General features: G+C 65.7%; 12 protein-coding genes and 1 riboswitch. Of the genes, 4 read left to right on the forward strand and 8 right to left on the reverse strand.

What is annotated here, in order from left to right; genetic code table 11:
* Positions 1-294: 294 nt before the first annotated feature.
* From ASE83_RS07505 to ASE83_RS07530, 6 genes are all read right to left on the reverse strand, one after another.
* Positions 295-1,875: a hypothetical protein gene (locus ASE83_RS07505; RefSeq protein ID WP_156352875.1), complete on the reverse strand. Its 1,581-nt coding sequence runs from the start codon at positions 1,873-1,875 to the stop codon at positions 295-297.
* Positions 1,868-2,593: a hypothetical protein gene (locus ASE83_RS07510; RefSeq protein WP_055756331.1), complete on the reverse strand. Its 726-nt coding sequence runs from the start codon at positions 2,591-2,593 to the stop codon at positions 1,868-1,870. The genes ASE83_RS07505 and ASE83_RS07510 overlap by 8 nt, the downstream gene beginning before the upstream one ends.
* Entirely contained in the window at positions 2,577-8,765 is a 6,189-nt protein-coding gene (locus ASE83_RS07515; RefSeq protein WP_055756330.1) for a hypothetical protein, read from the reverse strand. The genes ASE83_RS07510 and ASE83_RS07515 overlap by 17 nt, the downstream gene beginning before the upstream one ends.
* Before the next feature lie 135 nt (positions 8,766-8,900).
* Complete coding sequence (locus ASE83_RS07520) at positions 8,901-9,662, reverse strand: hypothetical protein (RefSeq protein ID WP_156363536.1); 762 nt, start codon at positions 9,660-9,662, stop codon at positions 8,901-8,903.
* An 821-nt stretch (positions 9,663-10,483) separates the two neighbouring features.
* On the reverse strand, positions 10,484-10,936 hold the full coding sequence (locus tag ASE83_RS07525; RefSeq protein WP_235512508.1) for a DUF190 domain-containing protein: 453 nt from the start codon (positions 10,934-10,936) through the stop codon (positions 10,484-10,486).
* Entirely contained in the window at positions 10,893-12,251 is a 1,359-nt protein-coding gene (locus tag ASE83_RS07530; protein ID WP_041394249.1) for a voltage-gated chloride channel family protein, read from the reverse strand. The genes ASE83_RS07525 and ASE83_RS07530 overlap by 44 nt, the downstream gene beginning before the upstream one ends.
* 23 nt (positions 12,252-12,274) lie before the next feature.
* A riboswitch (Fluoride riboswitch) is annotated at positions 12,275-12,351 on the reverse strand.
* A gap of 167 nt (positions 12,352-12,518) precedes the next feature.
* Here ASE83_RS07530 and ASE83_RS07535 point away from each other — a divergent pair.
* Genes ASE83_RS07535 through ASE83_RS07550 form a run of 4 tightly spaced genes read left to right on the forward strand, consistent with a single transcriptional unit; the run spans position 12,519 to position 15,603 of the window.
* Positions 12,519-12,884, forward strand: coding sequence for a DUF305 domain-containing protein (locus ASE83_RS07535; RefSeq protein ID WP_229668351.1), 366 nt, complete (start codon positions 12,519-12,521; stop codon positions 12,882-12,884).
* 1 nt (position 12,885) lies between these two features.
* Complete coding sequence (locus ASE83_RS07540) at positions 12,886-14,325, forward strand: YncE family protein (RefSeq protein WP_041394247.1); 1,440 nt, start codon at positions 12,886-12,888, stop codon at positions 14,323-14,325.
* A 1-nt stretch (position 14,326) separates the two neighbouring features.
* On the forward strand, positions 14,327-14,836 hold the full coding sequence (locus ASE83_RS07545) for an RNA polymerase sigma factor (RefSeq protein WP_041394245.1): 510 nt from the start codon (positions 14,327-14,329) through the stop codon (positions 14,834-14,836).
* A complete protein-coding gene (locus tag ASE83_RS07550; protein ID WP_055786113.1) occupies positions 14,833-15,603 on the forward strand; it encodes an anti-sigma factor family protein in 771 nt (256 codons plus the stop codon). Before ASE83_RS07545 ends, ASE83_RS07550 begins: the two co-directional genes overlap by 4 nt.
* A 50-nt stretch (positions 15,604-15,653) precedes the next feature.
* Here the strand turns inward: ASE83_RS07550 and ASE83_RS07555 are convergent, their stop codons facing one another.
* Together ASE83_RS07555 and ASE83_RS07560 are read right to left on the reverse strand one after the other, a co-directional pair.
* A complete protein-coding gene (locus ASE83_RS07555) occupies positions 15,654-16,166 on the reverse strand; it encodes an MgtC/SapB family protein (RefSeq protein ID WP_052075880.1) in 513 nt (170 codons plus the stop codon).
* Positions 16,163-17,230 carry a sulfite oxidase gene (locus tag ASE83_RS07560; RefSeq protein WP_055786115.1) on the reverse strand — a complete coding sequence of 356 codons (1,068 nt, stop codon included), beginning with the start codon at positions 17,228-17,230 and terminating at the stop codon, positions 16,163-16,165. The genes ASE83_RS07555 and ASE83_RS07560 overlap by 4 nt, the downstream gene beginning before the upstream one ends.
* Positions 17,231-17,317: the final 87 nt, after the last annotated feature.

Here is a 17,317-nt window from a genome sequence, read left to right on the forward strand (position 1 = left end):
GCAACGGTCGGGTTTAAACCTGACCGTTGCTTCACCCGCGCTCCTGCGCGACAACAACGGTCGGTCTCTGGTCGCAGCTGGATGAAAGGCGGGGGTCACGTCAGGTGGAAAGCGGCCCGTCCGCTTTCTAGCGCTGGGATGGCTCATGCGACCGCTTGTTCATCTGTCACCGTCCGAGCTTCCGGGCGATCTCCGCCGCCTGCAACATCCGCAGGCCTGGAATGTGGAGGAGGGCTCGCTGGACGCAGACTTCACCTGTCCCCGCCGCGTTTACGCCGGCCCGGATTGCCGACGCTATGTCCTAACGGTTGGCTTACGGGTGTCGCGTTTAGTCGGCAGATCGGACTTCAGCTGGTTGCCCCCTGAATTGCCGCGGACCATCGTCGCCAGGTCGCCGACCGCCATGACCTCTTCGTTCGCCGAGAGCCTGTCCAGCTGACGCTGATAGGCAGCGCGCACGGTCTCTTCCGACCACGTCGCCACACTCGCCACCCCACCCCACAGGATTTTGGCCGGCCCGAACGCGACCCGCCGGCGCGCGCCGTGCATTTCGTCCCGGCCGGTCGGACGATGCGCCACCGCACTGAAGACCTGATCACCGATGGTGGCGGCGCTGTAGGCCAGGAACCCATCGATCCTTGCGGGCGCGTCCGGCTCAGGGTCAAAGTCGATACAAATAGCGCGGTCCGACGCCAGCGCTCCAAGTATCTCGAGGTCGCCTGCCGCGTCCTGTACGTCGCCCATCGTGCATTCGTCCGAGGTTGCCCCGGCCGTAATGACAATGGTCCTAATCGCGTTTGTGCCGAGCGCCAGCAACCCCCACGCCTCGCTCTGGCCGGCCTGCTTCATCGTGATCGAACCGAGGTCGAGGTCCTGCCCGTCCACGCTCGCGTGGATCGAGACGCCCTCGCCGGGCTTGCTCGCCATCAGGGTCGCGAAGGCGCAAATCTCCTCCAGCTTCGCCGTGTCGTCGCGTTGGAACGATGCGTGGGCGCGGATCCGGTCCTTCGGCCCCACGATCACCTCGAGCGGGCGGGACGCGACTCGGACCGCGAAGGAGCCAGCGGCGCGCGCGCTATACAGCCTTGCTGGCACGGTCAGCCCTTCGCCGTTGTGGAATTCGAGCCGTAGAGTGCACCGCCTCCCTTCCGGGGTCAGGTGGACCTGAACGTCACTCTCGTCGATCTCGGGCCTTCGCGCGCGGATACCGAAGCGCTCGCTGGTGTAGGTGAAGCGCTTGGCGTCGACGTGCGGGCGGAGCCCCAGCTGGATGTCGATCATCTCGTCGACGTTCCGAAGGGTTAGCGTCATGTGCGCCGTGCCGAAGCCATGTTCGAAGCCAACCGTATCGACGAAGCGCCTCTTCGCCGTCGCGTAGGGCGCGGGCACGGCCTCGACCTCTGCCCTGATCCAGTCCAGCAGACCGGGGCCGCGTTCGTCCTGCAACGAGAAGCCGAGGGATACGGATGATTGGTGCGTGGCGGTCACGCCGTTCGCGTCCGCCTGGCGAGCGGCCTTCAGCCAGTCGGCAATCAGCACACTCCAGACGTGCCGGGCGAAGTAGCGTGGCTCCGCCCCGTCGAGCGTAACAAGCACGACGAACTGCGGAATGTCGGACTTGGCATAGCGCAACGCGTTGGAGAGGCTGATCGAGACAGTCCGCGACGAGCCCGTCGTGGTCTTGACCTGGACGGCAGCGACGACGTGTCCGGGCTGCATGTCGATCGAGGCGAACGGCACGAGGCGGGCGGGGAACTCTATCAGCTTGTCCCAGCCGTAGTCGTCCTCGATCGACCTGTTGCAGGTGACGCCTGCGTCCGAGCACATGAGGTCGAAGCGCTTTTCGCCGCGACGCCCGATCATCTGGCTATCCATCGCGACGCTTCCTCGACTTGAGCTGGTGGCCGTCGCCGGTCGCTCTCCGGCCGCGCCCGCCCTTGCCGCCCGGCTTGAACCTGCGGGGCGTCTGGAGATGGGAGGCGATCTCCTCGGCGACCGAAGCGAACGCGCGGAGGCGCCCGACGAGCTCGTTCCGCTCGGCCTGCAGCCTGCTCGCAGCGGCTGCCTCCTCCGTGTCGACAGCGGACTTCCCGCCACCTCTTTCCTTCGGGGCTTCGCCATCCATCGGCTGCGAGGTAACGACCGCCTCCTCGAGGAGGAGGACGATCGGCTCAATGTCGGGAAACCCGCTCCTGACCAGCCAGATCCAGTCCTTCTCCTCGGCAAGGCCCTGGCGAACCGCGTCGCCGATCAACGCCCTTATGATCGCCCGCGCACCCTGGTCCACCACATGGGCGAACTGCACCTCTCGGGCCGACGATTCCCCGCCATCCCCCAAGCGCCGGAAGAACCAGCCGTCACCGTCGCGTAGCGCGCGGACGGCGGATCCCACCTCCTCGACGGACTGCAGCGGCGCGCGGTCGAAGATCGCGTGCCGCGCCTTCCAAAGATCGAGGATCGCGCGTCGACATCTCTCTTGCGCCTCGTTCGCTTGAGCGCCCTTCGCCTCCTGCGCCTCCGTCATCAGGCGGGCGACGTGGTGCGCCATCCAGCTAAGCGCGAGGTCGTTGGCCCCGTCACCCAGCTGCTGCATCAGCTGCTTGCCAAGCGCGACGGTCTCCGCCCAGCCAAGTGAGGCGGCCGTCGCCGTCGAGGATGAAGTATTTGGCATAGGTGCTGGGCTCCTCGTCCCTTCCACGCGAACTGTATCGTTTCAGCCCGACCCGCACGATAAGGCTTCGCTCGAGTGCCTTCAGCACACCGACGACGTGCTCGATGGGGACGGTCAGCGTGCTGCCGTGGTCCAGTCGCTCGTCCTGGCGGTCCTCCGGCGGCTCACCCCACGCCGTGCGCCGGGCGTGGAACGCCGGACGGCCCTCTGTGCTTTGCCAGGTCCGCCGGTCGTTGGATCGCCGTAGGCGCAGTATGCGACGCACAATCCGGCCTGGCGAGAAGGTGGCGGCGCGGGTGCCGGCGAACGGGTCGGAAGTGTCGATTCCGTCGGCGCGGTCGTCGTTCGCGATCCAGGGCGTCACTCGCATCTTCTGGAACCTGAGGTCAATATCTCCGCCGTCCGTCGGGATCCAAGGGAAGCGCCCCGGGAACGTCTGTAGTGCGCGGAGGAGGTCGATCGCGAACTCGGGGCGGACCAAGGCCGAACCAACGCTCCCGCCCTCCCGCGCGAGGCTCCAGTGCCGTGTCCAGTCTCCCGCTATCCGCATGCCGCCATCGGCGTCGAACAACGCGTTCTCGAAGTCAGTTGCAGCGACGCGCCATTGCCAGTCGTCGTTGTCCCGACCGCCGACCGGCTCCGGCCAGTCCGAGGTCGGGTCTGGATCGCGCAGGTCGGACTGCCACATCGGCGGAGCCGACAGGAAATGCTCGCAGAGCAGGTAGCTCTCCTCGCCAACGAGGATTGGAGTCGGGCCGTCGCCCTCAAGCAGTTCGCCGACCGCGAGGAACAGGCCTTGCCACGCCTCGTAGGTCGCGAGCGTCTCCTTCTCGGGACCTTCGCGGTAGCGGTGGTCGTAGACGCCTAGGGACGAGCGCGGGTCGTCGACCCAAGCCTGGACCGGTTCGCGGCCGAGCCGCTCCCTGATCGCGCGGGCCGCGCGCGCCCGCAGTTCGATCTGGGAGACCTCGAACGCGCTGGCGATCGGGTTCGCCTCGCGCCTGTCGAAATCGAACGGGAAGTGGTATTCCTCGCCTTTCGGTTTGGCACTCGGCGTCGGGATTGGACGTCTGGACGCATCCCTCTCGAGGACATGAAGCAGCGCTTCGCGCTCGGACGGATCGGGGGTGAACTCTCCGGCGGCCTCCAGCGTAAGGAGCGCCTGCGCCGCCCACTGCCGCTGGACGACGTTCAACTGGGATCGATCGGCGAGGCGTCGCAACTGGGGGATCGCGCTAATCACGCTATTTGGCAGTTCGTCCGCTAGACGCGCGATCGCGACCAGTAGGTGGGTCCGGGCGAGCTCGGCGTAGAACGGCAGCCGCTGGTCGATGAACGCTCCGCAGCCGGTCTCGGACAGCTGGCCCAAGACGGCGTCGAGCGTCTCGGTCTCACCATGCCTCGCAAGGCGCCGCACGACGTGCGTCGCGCGCCACCGCCGTCTCGGGCTCGGATCACCGAGACTCGTCCACACGAGCAGCGCCACCGAGGTCGGGACGTCCTCCGACGGAACGAGTGCGGCCCGCCAGTCGCCATCGGGCTCGTCGGCCGAGACGATCGCCTCGAACCTGTCCAGCGTGAAGGCGAGCACCTCGTGGCGGTCCTTGGGCTCAAGGAGATCCTCGTTGACCTGCCGGGCGAGCCAGAAGAGCGACGACGATCCCAGTTCGTCGACCTGCGTCCCGATGCCCCTTATCAGAAGGCGCAGCAGATCAGGACGATCGAGTTCCGTGAGTTGAAGGAGCGCTCCAGTCGCGCTTTTCCAGTGATAGCTCAGCAGATCGAAGGGCCGTCGTTCGATGATGTCGGCGGCCAACCGACGCCCTTCCTGCGCGATGGCCAGGCTGGGTGCCCAGGCGGTCGCGGCCTGTGACAGCAGCGCGAGCGCGTCCTCAACGTCGACCTCCGCTTTCGCGACGGTGCGGAGATGGTCGATGCGCTGGGCGACCGTGATCTGCCCGCGCATTGCCGCAGCCAGTGGATCCAGCGACGCTCCATAGGATGCGGCGGCCTTGAATTCGGCGACGGCAGCGGCGACGTCGACCGGATCCGTGAGGTGCTTGCCGGCGACGATCGCGGCGTGGTCGATCACGGGCTCGGGGCGCGGCGTGTAGTTGCCGGCGTTGCGATCCGCCGACGCCCGCCGGCGCGCGAACACGGCGGCTATGTCCGGAGGAATCGGCGACACCGCCTCGACGGCCGCCACCGCGTCCCGCATGTCCCAGGCGTCATACTTCTCGTCGACCATGTCGCGCAGGATGCGTTCGCCAATTTCGGCCTGCACGGGCCCGGCGAGCGCAGCGAGCAGGGCTGGAAGGTCCTTGAACCGCCACACGCCGCCGAACGCGTGGAGGGCCGCGGTCATGCCCAAGCCGATCACGCCCGCCTTGAGCAGCGTCTCTCCTAAGTCCGAGAGATAGGTCGGGATGGCGACCCTTTCGCGGCTGTCCAGGCGCGACAACGCCGCGAGCGCCGTCGGGGGGTGCATGTGCGCCAGCGTCTTGAAGACTTCGTGCCAGGGAAACTTGTGGCTGTTGATCTGCGCGTAGACCTCGGCCAGCCGCAGCACGCGGTATCCATGCTCCGGTGCCCGCGCGTCGCCGGCCAGGGAACGGCCCATCTCGAGGAGCATGTAGAGCCGCTCGTGCAGCTCCTCCCCAACCCTGTCGGCCTCCTCCAGTGCCTTTGCAAAGAAGGCGGCGCTCTCCTCCTTCATTATCGGCATCAGCTCGCGGGCGATCGCCGCGAGGTGGCCGGTGCGGACTTCGGCGTCATCATGCGCGTCCTCGCCGGTCTCGGCGGCGACGCCCCCGAGCCGGATCAGTTCGCCATGCAGGGACTCGAACGGGGTGAGCATCCCGATCAGGGTCAAGCACTCTTGCTGCCAAAGGGTCTTGTCCCCTGCGGCCTTCCGCTCGCGGCCCTGAAGGAGTTCCTCGTCGAGGACGCCAGCCCATGCCAGGAGCTCGACCTCGGCCAGCAGGCGCGTGCCGCGAAACTCGCGTTCCTGCCACCTGTCGAAACCGACCAGGCTTCGGCCCTGCGACAGCGCCTCAATCTCCGCCGGCGCGTCAAGCCTCTCGCCCGTGAGCACGCGCGCGCGCAGCAGGAACGTCGGCAGCAGCCTGTCGTGTATTTCGCGGAATTCGGGACGGACGGGGGGTAGCTCCTCACTGGAACCGCGATGCGCGCGCCTCCAGAGATCCTCGATCGAGGGCACCGACCCGGAGAGCGTGGCTGTCAGGGCTGTGGCGCGCATGGACCGGACGATGCGGCCGCCCACGTCGGGAAGGGGATGGCTGGACATCGACCAGTTCGCCCGCCCCAGCAGTTCGAGTGCCTCGTCCCGCAAACCGTGCTTGGCGCCGCATTCGGCGACCGTCAGCAGGGCGTCGGCGAAGTTCGAGTCGTCGTATCCGAACGGGCCCGCCGGGAGGTCCGTCGCGGTCAAGGCGTTGATCGTCTGGCGGACCAATTCGACGCCCGTGTGAGCGCCTCGCTGTTTCTGGGCCAAGTGGACGGCCGCCCTCGCTTCGCCCGACCATAGCCGGTCCAGCAGATTACCGACCTCCACCGTGCGGCCAGCGTCGAGCATCTTACGTGCGCACGAGAGGGTGAACTTGAAGCGGAAGTCGCCGGGCGTGAATCGTTCTGCGAACTTGGCGGCGGCTTGCGCGCCTTCCAGCAGGCAGGTGGCGAACAGCATGGCCGCCACGCTGTCCTCGTCGATCGAATCCTCAATTGGGGTCCAGTCGTCGGGTTCGCGCGCACGGGCCCGCCTGACCCATTCGTCCAGCCAGCGTAGCGCGAGGTGTAGGAAGCCCCTGGCCTCGTCCCGGGTCTCCGGCATGACCGCAAGCATCTCCGCCTTATAGGCATTGACCGACCCGAACCAGCTGCCTCCCCAGCGCCGATGGACGAAGTCCTGCGTGACCTCGGCACCGCTGAGCAGCGGGACGAGGTCCGCATTGTCTTGGAGGAACCGGTCCTGTCGTTCGGAGGTCGCCACCTGCTCGCCCGCACGCACGAACAGCTTCGCGACGCTGGTCATGTCGTCGAGCTCGAAGGCCGAGCGAAGTCCGAAGCGAACCTGCTGCAGGACGATGGCCTGCCGTTCGACCGGCTTGTCGGCGAAACCCGGATCGCTCGCCAGCGCCAAGTGCATGAGGGCGGAATGGCGTCCGGCCTGCAGCATGAGCTGGGGGAGGGACAGGGCGGCGTAGGCGTCGGAGAGGGCGAGGGGCGCAAGCCGGTCCACGAACCTTCCCGCCGCCTCGGAGTCGGGCACGAAGTTGTCGATGAACCACTTCTCGACCGGCTCGTCGCGGAACTGGAGGGCGTCCTCGCGGAGCATCAGAGGCCTTCCGCCACCGAAGTCGCTGGCGAAGCTGGCGATCTGCTCCGCGCTGGCGCCTCCGATCTGCGCGAGGATGCGGATCGGGACCATTGGCGGTAGCCCGGCGAGGCCGGTGCACAGCGCGTCGATGTCCGCTTCCGGCTGCGCGTCGCGGACTTGGGCGAGTCCCTTCTCGAGCTGGCCCTCGATCACGTCTTCGACCGAAAGGCCACCCGGCCCTAACTGGTCGATGGCGGCGGCAAGCGTCCCGGCGAGCGCAAGCTGGTTTGCCTGGACGCGGGGGTTGCCGAAGGTGAGGCGCCGGAAGGTCGCAAAGTCGCGGATGTCGGCGCTCGGATCGTGCCGTCGGACGAAGTTGCCGGTCTCTTCGTCATTGAATCCCTCGAGCGGGAATACCCTGACGCTGTCGGCATGAAGTCCCCCTACGCGCTCGGGTCTCGCGAGCGCGAGAATCCGACATCCCTCCGGTGGCGGCTCAGCGAGCAGGCTCGATACGAAGGGCGCGTCATGGTGGAGTCTGGCCGCGAAGACGCTGTTGTCGGCAGCGTCCAGCACGACGGCGACAAGTGCGTCGGGCGACCGTTTCCGGACGAGCGCCGCAGCCTGCCGCAAACGGTCCCGGAACGCCACCAGGAGCTCCCGGTCGCCGCCGCCCACCGGTAACAGCACGTCGCACAACCCCCTGCCAGCGAGTTCGTTGGCGAGTTGAACTAGACCGACGTCGTGCCGGTGCCGCCTCTCCGATGGGACACGGTATCTGCCTCCGGCGAACCCGTCGAACAGCACGGTCTCGGAACCTGCCGGAAGTGAACCGGCGATACGCTGTGCGATGATGGACTTGCCGGTCCCGCCGCTCGCGGTGACGAGGATGGGAGTCGCCGCCGTCCGGATGACTTCGGCGAGCTCGGGCTCCTGACGCCTGACGACCGGCTTTTTCAAATCCTCGAACTCGGAGGGTGCGGGGAACAGTTTAGCTGGATCGTCGACCCCGAAGGCCTGTAGTACCGTCTCCAGGCGGATCGTCGGATCCTCCGCGTGGGTGCTGGTGCCGAAGCGCCGGACGGTGTCGCGCAACACAGTCACGGGATCGCGCGCGATCGACGGCAGCAGGTCGTTCGCTTCTTTAGCGGCCCGCGCGGCGACGGCCTCCCGGGAGGCTTCGCGATGGCCAAGATCCACGAGGTTCAGGAACGTGTTGAGCGGATTGCCGGCGAGCTTCGTGATCGTTGGCATAGCCGTCGTGACGGTCAGCGCGTGTCCCTTGGGCGGATCGGCCCTCTTACCTATTAGGTGGTCGATCGCGTCGAGCACGTTCTTCGAGATGGGACGATTTGTGACGAAGCGGAAGCGGAGCTTCGACCGGGCCATAGCAACTCCGCATTCCCGCGCGATCTTCCGGTATCGGGCGGCGAACTGCTCCATCATCGGCTCGACGTCGCTCCACGACCATGGCCTGTCGGGATGCTGCGTGGAGTATTTGAGCTGATTCACGACGATGAGGCTCGCGTCCTCCAGCGTCTCGCCGTCGTGATATTCAACCGTGTCGGCCACGAGCAGCCCCTCCGCGATCCGTCGTCCCTTGTAGCGGTCGCGATCCGAGATCCCCTCCACGGCGACCGCGACGAGGCCATCGCGCCCGCCGAGGATCCTAAGCGCGCGACGGGTCGTCCAGTTGATGTGGAAGTCCTCGCCGTCGTTCCGGAACCGGACGAGGTCGGTGAACTCTTCGCCTGCCACGCCTTCTTCGGTCCACTCCTAATCGTCGAAGGATTAGAATGGACTAAGAACGCCGTGCAGCCCAGCATAATCTTCGCCGATCTGCTTCGGTCGGCCATGATGTTGGGATACGCGGCGTCTGGATCGTCTGCAGGCCTATTCCTCCGATGCCGAGCCGGACCTCTCGACCATCGTCGCGCCCGGGCGCTTCTTTAGTAGGTCGCGTAGTCGCGCCACGAGGCTTCGCTCGCTCTTCACCGTGCATAGCTGGACGCCGTCAATGGACAACTGGACGAAGGACGCCGCCGCCGCGACGGTCTCCAAGTGCGTGCCGCCAAGCACCTCCTCGCTGCTTGGCGCGACCCGCAGGTAGATCTCGGATCCGTCGGGCGGTTCCGCCAGTGCTGGACCGCCGAACGCCATGTAGCGGTTGGCCTTGTCCAGGCTCGCCCACTGACCGGTGCGGTCGAAGTCGACGTGGTTGCCGCCCAGCTTGTTGGCGACGAAGCGCAGAATATCCGCGGTCGTGAACCACTGGCCGTCGCACAACAGCCGGGGCTGCGAAAGGAACCGCTTCAGCGGTAGCGTTGCCCGCGCCTCGGTCATGAACGACCGGTCGACCTCGTGCGGCTCGAGCGGACTGTCGCCGATGAAGCGAATCGGCCTCCCGTCCAGCATGATGCCGCCGGTGAGGAGGTAGCGGTAGGCGCCGGTCCTCGCCTGATATTCCACGGCGGCCGCGTTGCCCTGCACGACGAACGTGGCGTCGGTCCGCAGCGGTGCGAGCAGCTTCTTTAGGTCGCCGTCGACCAACCAACGCCGCATCAGCGACGACAGCAGCCTGATCGAGCCCTCGCTCAACGGCTGGCGCTGCTTGAACAGCAGGGGGACTATTTCCTGGATATCCGCGAGGAGCAAGCGGACCATCTCGGCATGTTCACTATCGGCTAGTATTGTCGCGCCCTTCGCAAACTTCGGTTGGGGTCCAGATGGGTGTCCAGGTACCGTTTCGCCATCTTGGCCATGCTGTCGGATAAGTCTTCTTCCGCGGTGCAGCCTGAAGCGGCTGTCACGCGGTGACGCACGATGCGGCCGATTCGTCCAGAACCTGTGCTCCCCGGTCAGGAGAGTGGCTGAGATTTTCCGGGCCCGGCGGTCGCCGAGCCCACGTCCGTCCACATCATGATCGAATTAGGCGGCTTCGTGATCGCCGACACCCGGCATGCGGGCCTACACTGGAGATGAGCCACTCGCCCGCCTGCTACGACCGCTGCCCTACCGTCTTCTTCTCGGCGGTCGCCCGCGCTGCGCCCGTCATCTTCTAGCTGTGATCAAACGAAACCTGAACCCTAGGTCGCGTGAACGAACGGCGGAAAATGGGAATGCGATAACGATCCGCGAACGACAGATTGTGGGTCTCGGTCGCCTCGGCACATTTCGACCATTTTTTGCCGTTCCGGTCAGGTCACGGGTACGACCGCTATCGCCAAGAACGGCCAGTCATCGGTTCTCGACCGAGGGGCAGCATCGCCCGATCAGAAGTCATTCGTTGCACGCTCCCCCGCCGTGACACTGGCTGCTGCGGCACACCATTTGGCAGTCCCATTTTTCCGTCTCTCCGGGACATTTTCGGGAAAGAGCAAACGGGAACAGATTTCGGGAAAACTGCCCCCTATAGGCATAGGAAAGGCCGCTCCGCTCGTTTTGTCCCGTTCGACCTTCCTTTACGGGAACGCCAATCAGGCTCTGGTTAGCTCAGTTTTGCGCGTGATAGTCCAATGCTCCAGTCGTTTGTAGACGATCACCTTGTCGCCGAGCAGATCTCCATGCCGGCGACAGAAAAGGTCGAGCTGATCGTGATCGCCGACCAGTTCGACACAGATCGTCAGATGCGGATCGGCAATTTCCGAGCCGTTCTCCCGGATCGATTCGTGATTGCTGAAGCCGTAATGGGTATTTTGCGCGACGGCGTTGATGATGCAGTCCGCCTTCGCGGTGCGAATCAGCTCACGATAGAGCGGCTTTGCCCCCCAGAAGCGACGCGGGCCGATCTTGTCGGACGGTTTTAGATAGATGCGCAGCATCCCGACTTCGCGGTGATGGACAGTGAAACGGTTGGGCATGACGGGCTTTCGACAGGAAACAGGATCAGGCGCGCGTGCGCCGGCGAGAAGCGCGGTGCGTGCGGGCATCGCGCAGGGTCGCGTCGGGTGTGAGGTGTGCGGCAGGTACCTTTGGTACAGCGACGCGCTGCGACAGGTAGATGCCGTTGTGGCCTGAGCAGAGGTAGGCGACGAAGCACGCGACTGCGATCGGCACGGCATAGGTCGCGCCAAACAATTCGATCCCCATGAAGGTGCAGGCAAGCGGCGTGTTGGCTGCACCCGCGAACAGCGCGACGAAGCCGATCGCCGCGAACACCCCCGTCGGCACTCCAAATACGGGCGCGAGCGCATTGCCGAGCGCCGCGCCGATGAAGAACAGCGGGGTCACCTCCCCGCCTTTGAAGCCGGCACTTAGGGTGACGACGGTGAAAAGCAGCTTCAGCGCCCAGCTCCACGGGTACGTATTGGAGCCGAAGAAGCTGGCAATGGTCAGGCCACCCGGCGTTGCCGCCAGCGTGCCTAGGCCGAGATAATCTTGCGTGCCAAATAGCCAGACCAGCGCGATCACGGCCAAACCACCGATAACGGGTCGTAGTGGGCCATAGGGTATCACGCGCTTCAGCCATCCGCCGAGCGCATGGTTGGCCTCTGCAAAGGCCAGCCCGACCAATCCGAATACGACGCCCGCGAGGCTGGCTTTTGAGACGAGCGACGCGTCGACCGGCACCATCGCATCGACATGGTAGGCGCCGTGATGAATGCCCCAGGAAAGACAGGTCCAGTCACCCACCAGTGCCGCGACCAAGCATGGTACTAGCGCACGATACTCGACCCGGCCGATCGCCAGGACCTCCAGCGCGAAGACCGCGCCCGCGATCGGCGTCCCGAAGACCGCGCCAAAGCCCGCCGCGATTCCGGTCATCAGCAGGATGCGTGTCGCTTCCGCATCCAGCTTGAGTGCGCGGCCGAAGCCGCTGGAAAGGCTGCCGCCCAATTGCACGGCGGTGCCTTCACGCCCCGCCGATCCCCCGAACAGGTGCGTCACGACCGTGCCGAAGAAGATGAGCGGGGCCATGCGCAGCGGCACACCGCCCCCCGGTTCATGGATTTGCTCGACGATGAGGTTGTTACCGCCTTCGACCGAGCGCCCTGTCAGATGGTAGAGCAGTCCGACCATGAACCCGCCGATCGGCAGCAGGTAGAGCAGCCAGGGAAAGGCAAAGCGAAGCCGGGTCACGGCATCGAGGCTCCACAAGAAGGCCGCGCAGAGCGTTCCCACCGTTGCGGCCATCGGGACCAGGATCAAAGCCCACCGCAGCACCGACATGGCATGGGTGCGGCGATCGCGAATGAACGCTGCCATGTTGAACTGGTCGTAGAGATTGCGAAATGTCGCGCGCACGATTCCTCCTTGCTGCCTTGCGGCGCTTGGTAGGAATCATCGGCCCTTGCGAGGGCGGTTCGGCCGAATGGCCCGGCGGAAATCCATCGCCGTGCCCGAGCATATGATGTCCGACGGCGACCTGGTCAACCAACCGCAGGGTTGCGAAGGGACCATATGTCTTGGTGAAGATCGATAAAATGACTGCACCCATGGAATAAACCCCGACGGGCGTCGTCTACGCTTTCGAGACTGATGCGCCGGAGGCTTATGCGTAGACGAAATTGGATGCTGGGTCTGACTGCTTCGGCCATGCTCACCGGCGCAGTCGCGGCCGCCCCCGCCGATGGCTACGCCAGCATGGTATCTGCCGCGATGGACCGGATGATGGCGGGCATGATGGTCAAGCCGTCCGGCGACGTCGACCGCGACTTCGTCGCAATGATGCTTCCGCATCACCAGGGCGCCATTGATATGGCGGTGGCAGAGCTGCGCTACGGCCATAACGAGCAGCTCAAGCGCATTGCGCAGGAGATCATCATCGATCAGCAGCAGGAGATCGCCGCCATGAAGTTGGCGATCGGTCAGCCGCTACCCCCTTCGACGCCAGCCCCGACGCAGGGCGGCGACCACCACAGCCATATGGAGCACTGACATGATCCCGACCTTCCTGCGCTCGGCCGCCTTGCTGATGAGCGCCGCACCGGGCATTGCCATGGCCCAGCAGGCGCCGTGGAACGCCAAGGACGTGCCTGTCAGCCACCGCGACCGCGTCTATGCATCCGAACAATTCTCCAACACGGTGTCGGTGACGGACCCGGCCGACAACAGGTTGCTCGGCGTCATCAAGCTCGGCGATCCGCAGCCGATGAATTTTTCCCCGCTCTACAAGGGGCAGGTGCTGGTTCACGGCCTCGGCTTCTCGCCGGACGGGAAAACACTGGCGGTCGTGTCGATCGGATCCAACGCCGTGTCGTGGATCGACACCGCCACCAACACCGTCAAGCACACGACCTATGTCGGGCGCAGCCCGCATGAGGCGTTCTTCACGCCGGACGGCAAGGAGGTGTGGGTTACGGTACGCGGCGAGGATTACATCGCCGTGCTCGACCCCACGACGTACAAGGAGACCGGTCGCATCAAGACGCCCGGTGGTCCGGGCATGACGATCTTCTCTCCCGATGGCCGATACGGCTATGTCTGTTCCTCGTTCAATCCGGTGCTGGCCGTGTTCGATGTCTCGACCCACGCGCAGGTCGGACAGGTGGCGCAGCCGAGTCCGTTCTGTCCCAACATCGCCGCGACGCCGGACGGCAAGCAGGTGTGGTTCACGCTGAAGGACATCGGCAAGACGGTCGCATTCGATGCCAGGCCGCCTTTCGCGATCCTCAAGGTGCTGGATACCGGACCGATCACCAATCACGTCAACTTCGCCCGCACGGTCAGGGGACAGTTCGCCTATGTCACGGTGGGCGGGGAAAACGCGGTGAAGGTGTTCCGCACGTCCGACTTCGCGCTTGTCGCTACCATCCCGGTCGGCAAGATGCCGCACGGCGTCTGGCCATCGGGCGACGGCCGGCGCATCTATGTCGGGCTGGAGAATGCCGATGAACTTGCCGCGATCGACACCGCCGGCAACAAGGTCGTTGCCACCGTGCCGGTCGGACAGGCACCGCAGGCGATCGCCTATGTGCCGAACGCTATTCCGACAGGCCCCGGCACCGACAATCTCCAACCGCTCGGTACGGCAGGCAAGGCGGTGCATCTGAACATGGGGCCAGTTGGAGGCAATGGTGCGGCAAGCAGCATTACCCTCTTCGACCAGGGCATCATTCAGGTCGTGCAGAGTGCCGTTACCGGTTTGCAGCCCAAGAAGCCTTATATGCTCGTGCTCACCGCCAACGCGGACGGCAGCGGTGCGGTAGAGCCGCTTGCGAACTTCATGAGCAATCCGGCAGGTGCGGCGATCGTCAACGCATCGGGTCCGATCCGGCAGATCGTTCAGGGCAGTGCAGCGGCCCCCCGGCGCTTTCTGGCGGTCGCCGAGGTAGTGAATGGCGCACCGGGCCGCATCGTGCAGGTGCAGCGCGACTGAGATGGACCCGCTTGCCGCCGCGATCGAGCCCCTGGTCCCCGGTCTGCGCCGTTATGCCCGGTCGTGGTTGCGCGATCGGGCGATGGCGGATGACGTGGTGCAGGATTGCCTTGAGCGCGCGGTCGGGCGCTGGCGGCAACGACGCGGGACGGAGGTTCGCCCCTGGATCTATGCGATCCTGCACAATCTGTTGGTCGACCATCAGCGGCAGCATAGCCGGCGAGGTACGGCGGTTCCGCTCCACCTCGTGGACGACGCTGCGCTCGGCCACCCGGCCGATCAGGACGCAGGCCTGCACCACCGAGACCTGTTGCGCGCACTTGATGCGTTGCCCGAGGAGCAGCGGACGGTGCTGCTCCTCATTTCCGTCGAAGGTCTGTCATATGGGGAAGTCGCTGCCGTCGTCGGCGTGCCGCTGGGAACGGTGATGTCGCGCATATCGCGGGGGCGCGACCGTCTGGCGACGCTCCTCCAGGAGGATGAACGGCCACGATTAAGGAGTATTCGATGACCAGCCCGATCGGAGAAGACGATCTGGCCGCGTGGATCGATGGCAGGCTGTCGCCCGAGCGGCAGCGTCTGGTCGACGCTTACCTTGAAGGCCAGCCGGACGTGCATGCCCGTTTGCGGGAGCACGCGGAGCAGGCGCGAGCCCTTGCGTCCCTGTTCGCTCCCATCGCGGAGGAACCGATCCCGGCGACGATGCGCGTCGCAGCCATCAGGGGACGGCAACGCCAACCGCCTTGGCAACTCGCCATCGCCGCGTCGCTTCTGCTGGCGGTCGGATTTGGCGGTGGTTGGTCGAGCGCGCGGTGGAGCGGCGAACCCCACGCGGGCATCGCGGCGCTGGCCAATGAGGCGAGCGACAATTTCCGTGTCTATGCCGCCGACCGGATCCGACCGGCGGAAATCGGCCCCGACCAGCGCGCCATGCTGATCCGGTGGACCTCCAGCCGATTGGGTGAGCGCGTGACCATCCCGGACCTTAGCACAGCGGGTTACCGCTATGGCGGGGGGCGATTGGTCGCGACGCCCCACGGCCCTGCGGCGCTGCTCCTCTATGATGGACCGCAAGCGTCGAAGCTCGCGGTGCTGACGAGGCCCATGCAAATCGACAAGAGCGCAAGCATGACCAGCACGTCCAGCGGGACCATGGGCCGGGTCACATGGGCGGTCGACGGGATCGGCTATAGTGTGGTGGGGGAGCGCCCCGCTGCCGAGCTGCATCCGATCGCCAACGAGGTCCGGCGCCAGGCCGATGCGGCGCTTGTGTCCTGATAGCGCGTGGCCGGTTCTCAGCGCGACAGGCACTGGGCGGACCAGCGGGATCACGGCTTGCGCTCGGCATCCTTCCGGTCGGCCTCTGCCGGAGTCAGCCTGGCCCGCTCGCGAATGCGACGTTCGAGCGGAGCGCCGACGAACAGTACGAGCATCGCAAGGCTCAACCCGCCGATGATGAGCGGCCACACCGCCAACCCTGCTGCCGCGCCGATCGTGGCTGTCACCCAGATGCACGCGGCGGTCGCCAGTCCATGCACTTCCTGACCTTGGCCGACCCGCAGCACCGCACCGGCACCGATGAAACCGACGCCAGACAAAATGCCCTGCATCGCCCGCCCTGCGGCATCGGCGTTCACATTCGGCAAGCCACTGTGCACGATCGCCTGCACGGCGATGCAGCTCGCCAGACCGACGAGGCCCAGCGTCCGCAAGCCCATGATCTGCCGGTTCTCGCGCGAGCGTTCCCAGCCGAGCACCATCCCAGCCGCGGTCGCCACCACCAGCCGCCCGATCGCGTCGATCCAAAAGCCGAGGTCCGATGCCGCTGATGCTTCGATCATTCGACCAGCACGTGCACATGATGCCAGGCGGTGCACAGATAGCCGGCGAAGTTCCAGATCGTATCCGGCCGCTCGGGCTGACCCTGTCCAGTCTCGTCGAAGGCGCGCACGACAAGGTGCTGGCGCCCCTTGACGAGCGTGGCGTCGAGGGTCCAGCGCCGCCAACCCCAGTGCGCCTCCGGATCATCGGTGAACGTCGCCTGTTGCCAGTCGCGACCACCGTTTATCGACACTTCGACCCGAGAGACGCGGCGATCATAGGCGATGGCATAGCCCTCGATCCGCACCTCCCCGGCCGGCAGGCTTTCGCCAGAGCCGGGCACGCAGATCGCGGCGTTGAGCGGCATGGCATTGATGGTCAGACCCTGGCTCCAGTCGACGGTGTCGCTCGTCACATCGGCAGGAAAGAGCTTGTAGTCGTGCGCCTGGATCGGTGCGTCGGATGGCGTGTCGCGCACCTCGATCCGTGTCAGCCATTTGGCGCTCCGCACCCCGGCATAGCCCGGCACCACCATGCGGAGCGGTGCGCCGTGTTCGGGCGTCAGCGGCTCGCCGTTCATCGCCCAGGCAATGAGGACGTCGGGTTGCCGCGCCTTGTCCATGGCGATCGAGACCCCGAACAATGCTTCCTCGCCTTCGACGTCCACCTCGTCCGCGCCGGTGAACGCCACAAACAGGTCGGACGCATCCGGCGCACCGACGGCATCCAGTAGGTCGGACAGTCGTACGCCGGTCCATTCCGCATTGCCGATCGCTCCCACGTCCCAGGGGTCGCCGGACGTTTTTGCGACCGGCTGGAGATCCGTGCGCCGGTTGCCGGCGCACTGGAGAACTGCCGTCACCGTCCGCGTGGCCAACGCGCTCTTCAATTCCTCCACCGAGAAGGAGCGTCTTTCCATGCTCATCCCGCTGACCTCGATCCGGTGATCGGCAGGCAGATCAGGCACCGCACCATGGCTGCGCACGTAGAACAGCGCCTGCGGCGTCAGGAACCGCTCGATCAGCGCGCCGGGCGTCGGCTCGGCGTTGTAGGGCTCGGATTTGCGCTCGATCATATCAGTCATGGACGAACCAACGCCGCAAGCGCGCGGATCGCTTCAAGTCTTCAAGACTATCGCAGACGAAGGATTACCGATCGTTCCGGTATCCAG

This window comes from Sphingomonas sp. Leaf32, from assembly GCF_001421765.1.
In the GTDB taxonomy this organism is placed as follows: Bacteria; Pseudomonadota; Alphaproteobacteria; order Sphingomonadales; family Sphingomonadaceae; genus Sphingomonas.

Excerpts from the sequence above, each read along its gene's own strand:
- ASE83_RS07540 (WP_041394247.1), top strand. The coding sequence starts at position 12,886 with ATGATCCCGACCTTCCTGCGCTCGGCCGCCTTGCTGATGAGCGCCGCA.
- ASE83_RS07510 (WP_055756331.1), bottom strand. The coding sequence starts at position 2,593 with ATGCAGCAGCTGGGTGACGGGGCCAACGACCTCGCGCTTAGCTGGATG.
- ASE83_RS07545 (WP_041394245.1), top strand. The coding sequence starts at position 14,327 with ATGGACCCGCTTGCCGCCGCGATCGAGCCCCTGGTCCCCGGTCTGCGC.
- ASE83_RS07505 (WP_156352875.1), bottom strand. The coding sequence starts at position 1,875 with ATGGATAGCCAGATGATCGGGCGTCGCGGCGAAAAGCGCTTCGACCTC.
- ASE83_RS07560 (WP_055786115.1), bottom strand. The coding sequence starts at position 17,230 with ATGACTGATATGATCGAGCGCAAATCCGAGCCCTACAACGCCGAGCCG.
- ASE83_RS07555 (WP_052075880.1), bottom strand. The coding sequence starts at position 16,166 with ATGATCGAAGCATCAGCGGCATCGGACCTCGGCTTTTGGATCGACGCG.
- ASE83_RS07550 (WP_055786113.1), top strand. The coding sequence starts at position 14,833 with ATGACCAGCCCGATCGGAGAAGACGATCTGGCCGCGTGGATCGATGGC.
- ASE83_RS07535 (WP_229668351.1), top strand. The coding sequence starts at position 12,519 with ATGCTGGGTCTGACTGCTTCGGCCATGCTCACCGGCGCAGTCGCGGCC.
- ASE83_RS07525 (WP_235512508.1), bottom strand. The coding sequence starts at position 10,936 with ATGCCCGCACGCACCGCGCTTCTCGCCGGCGCACGCGCGCCTGATCCT.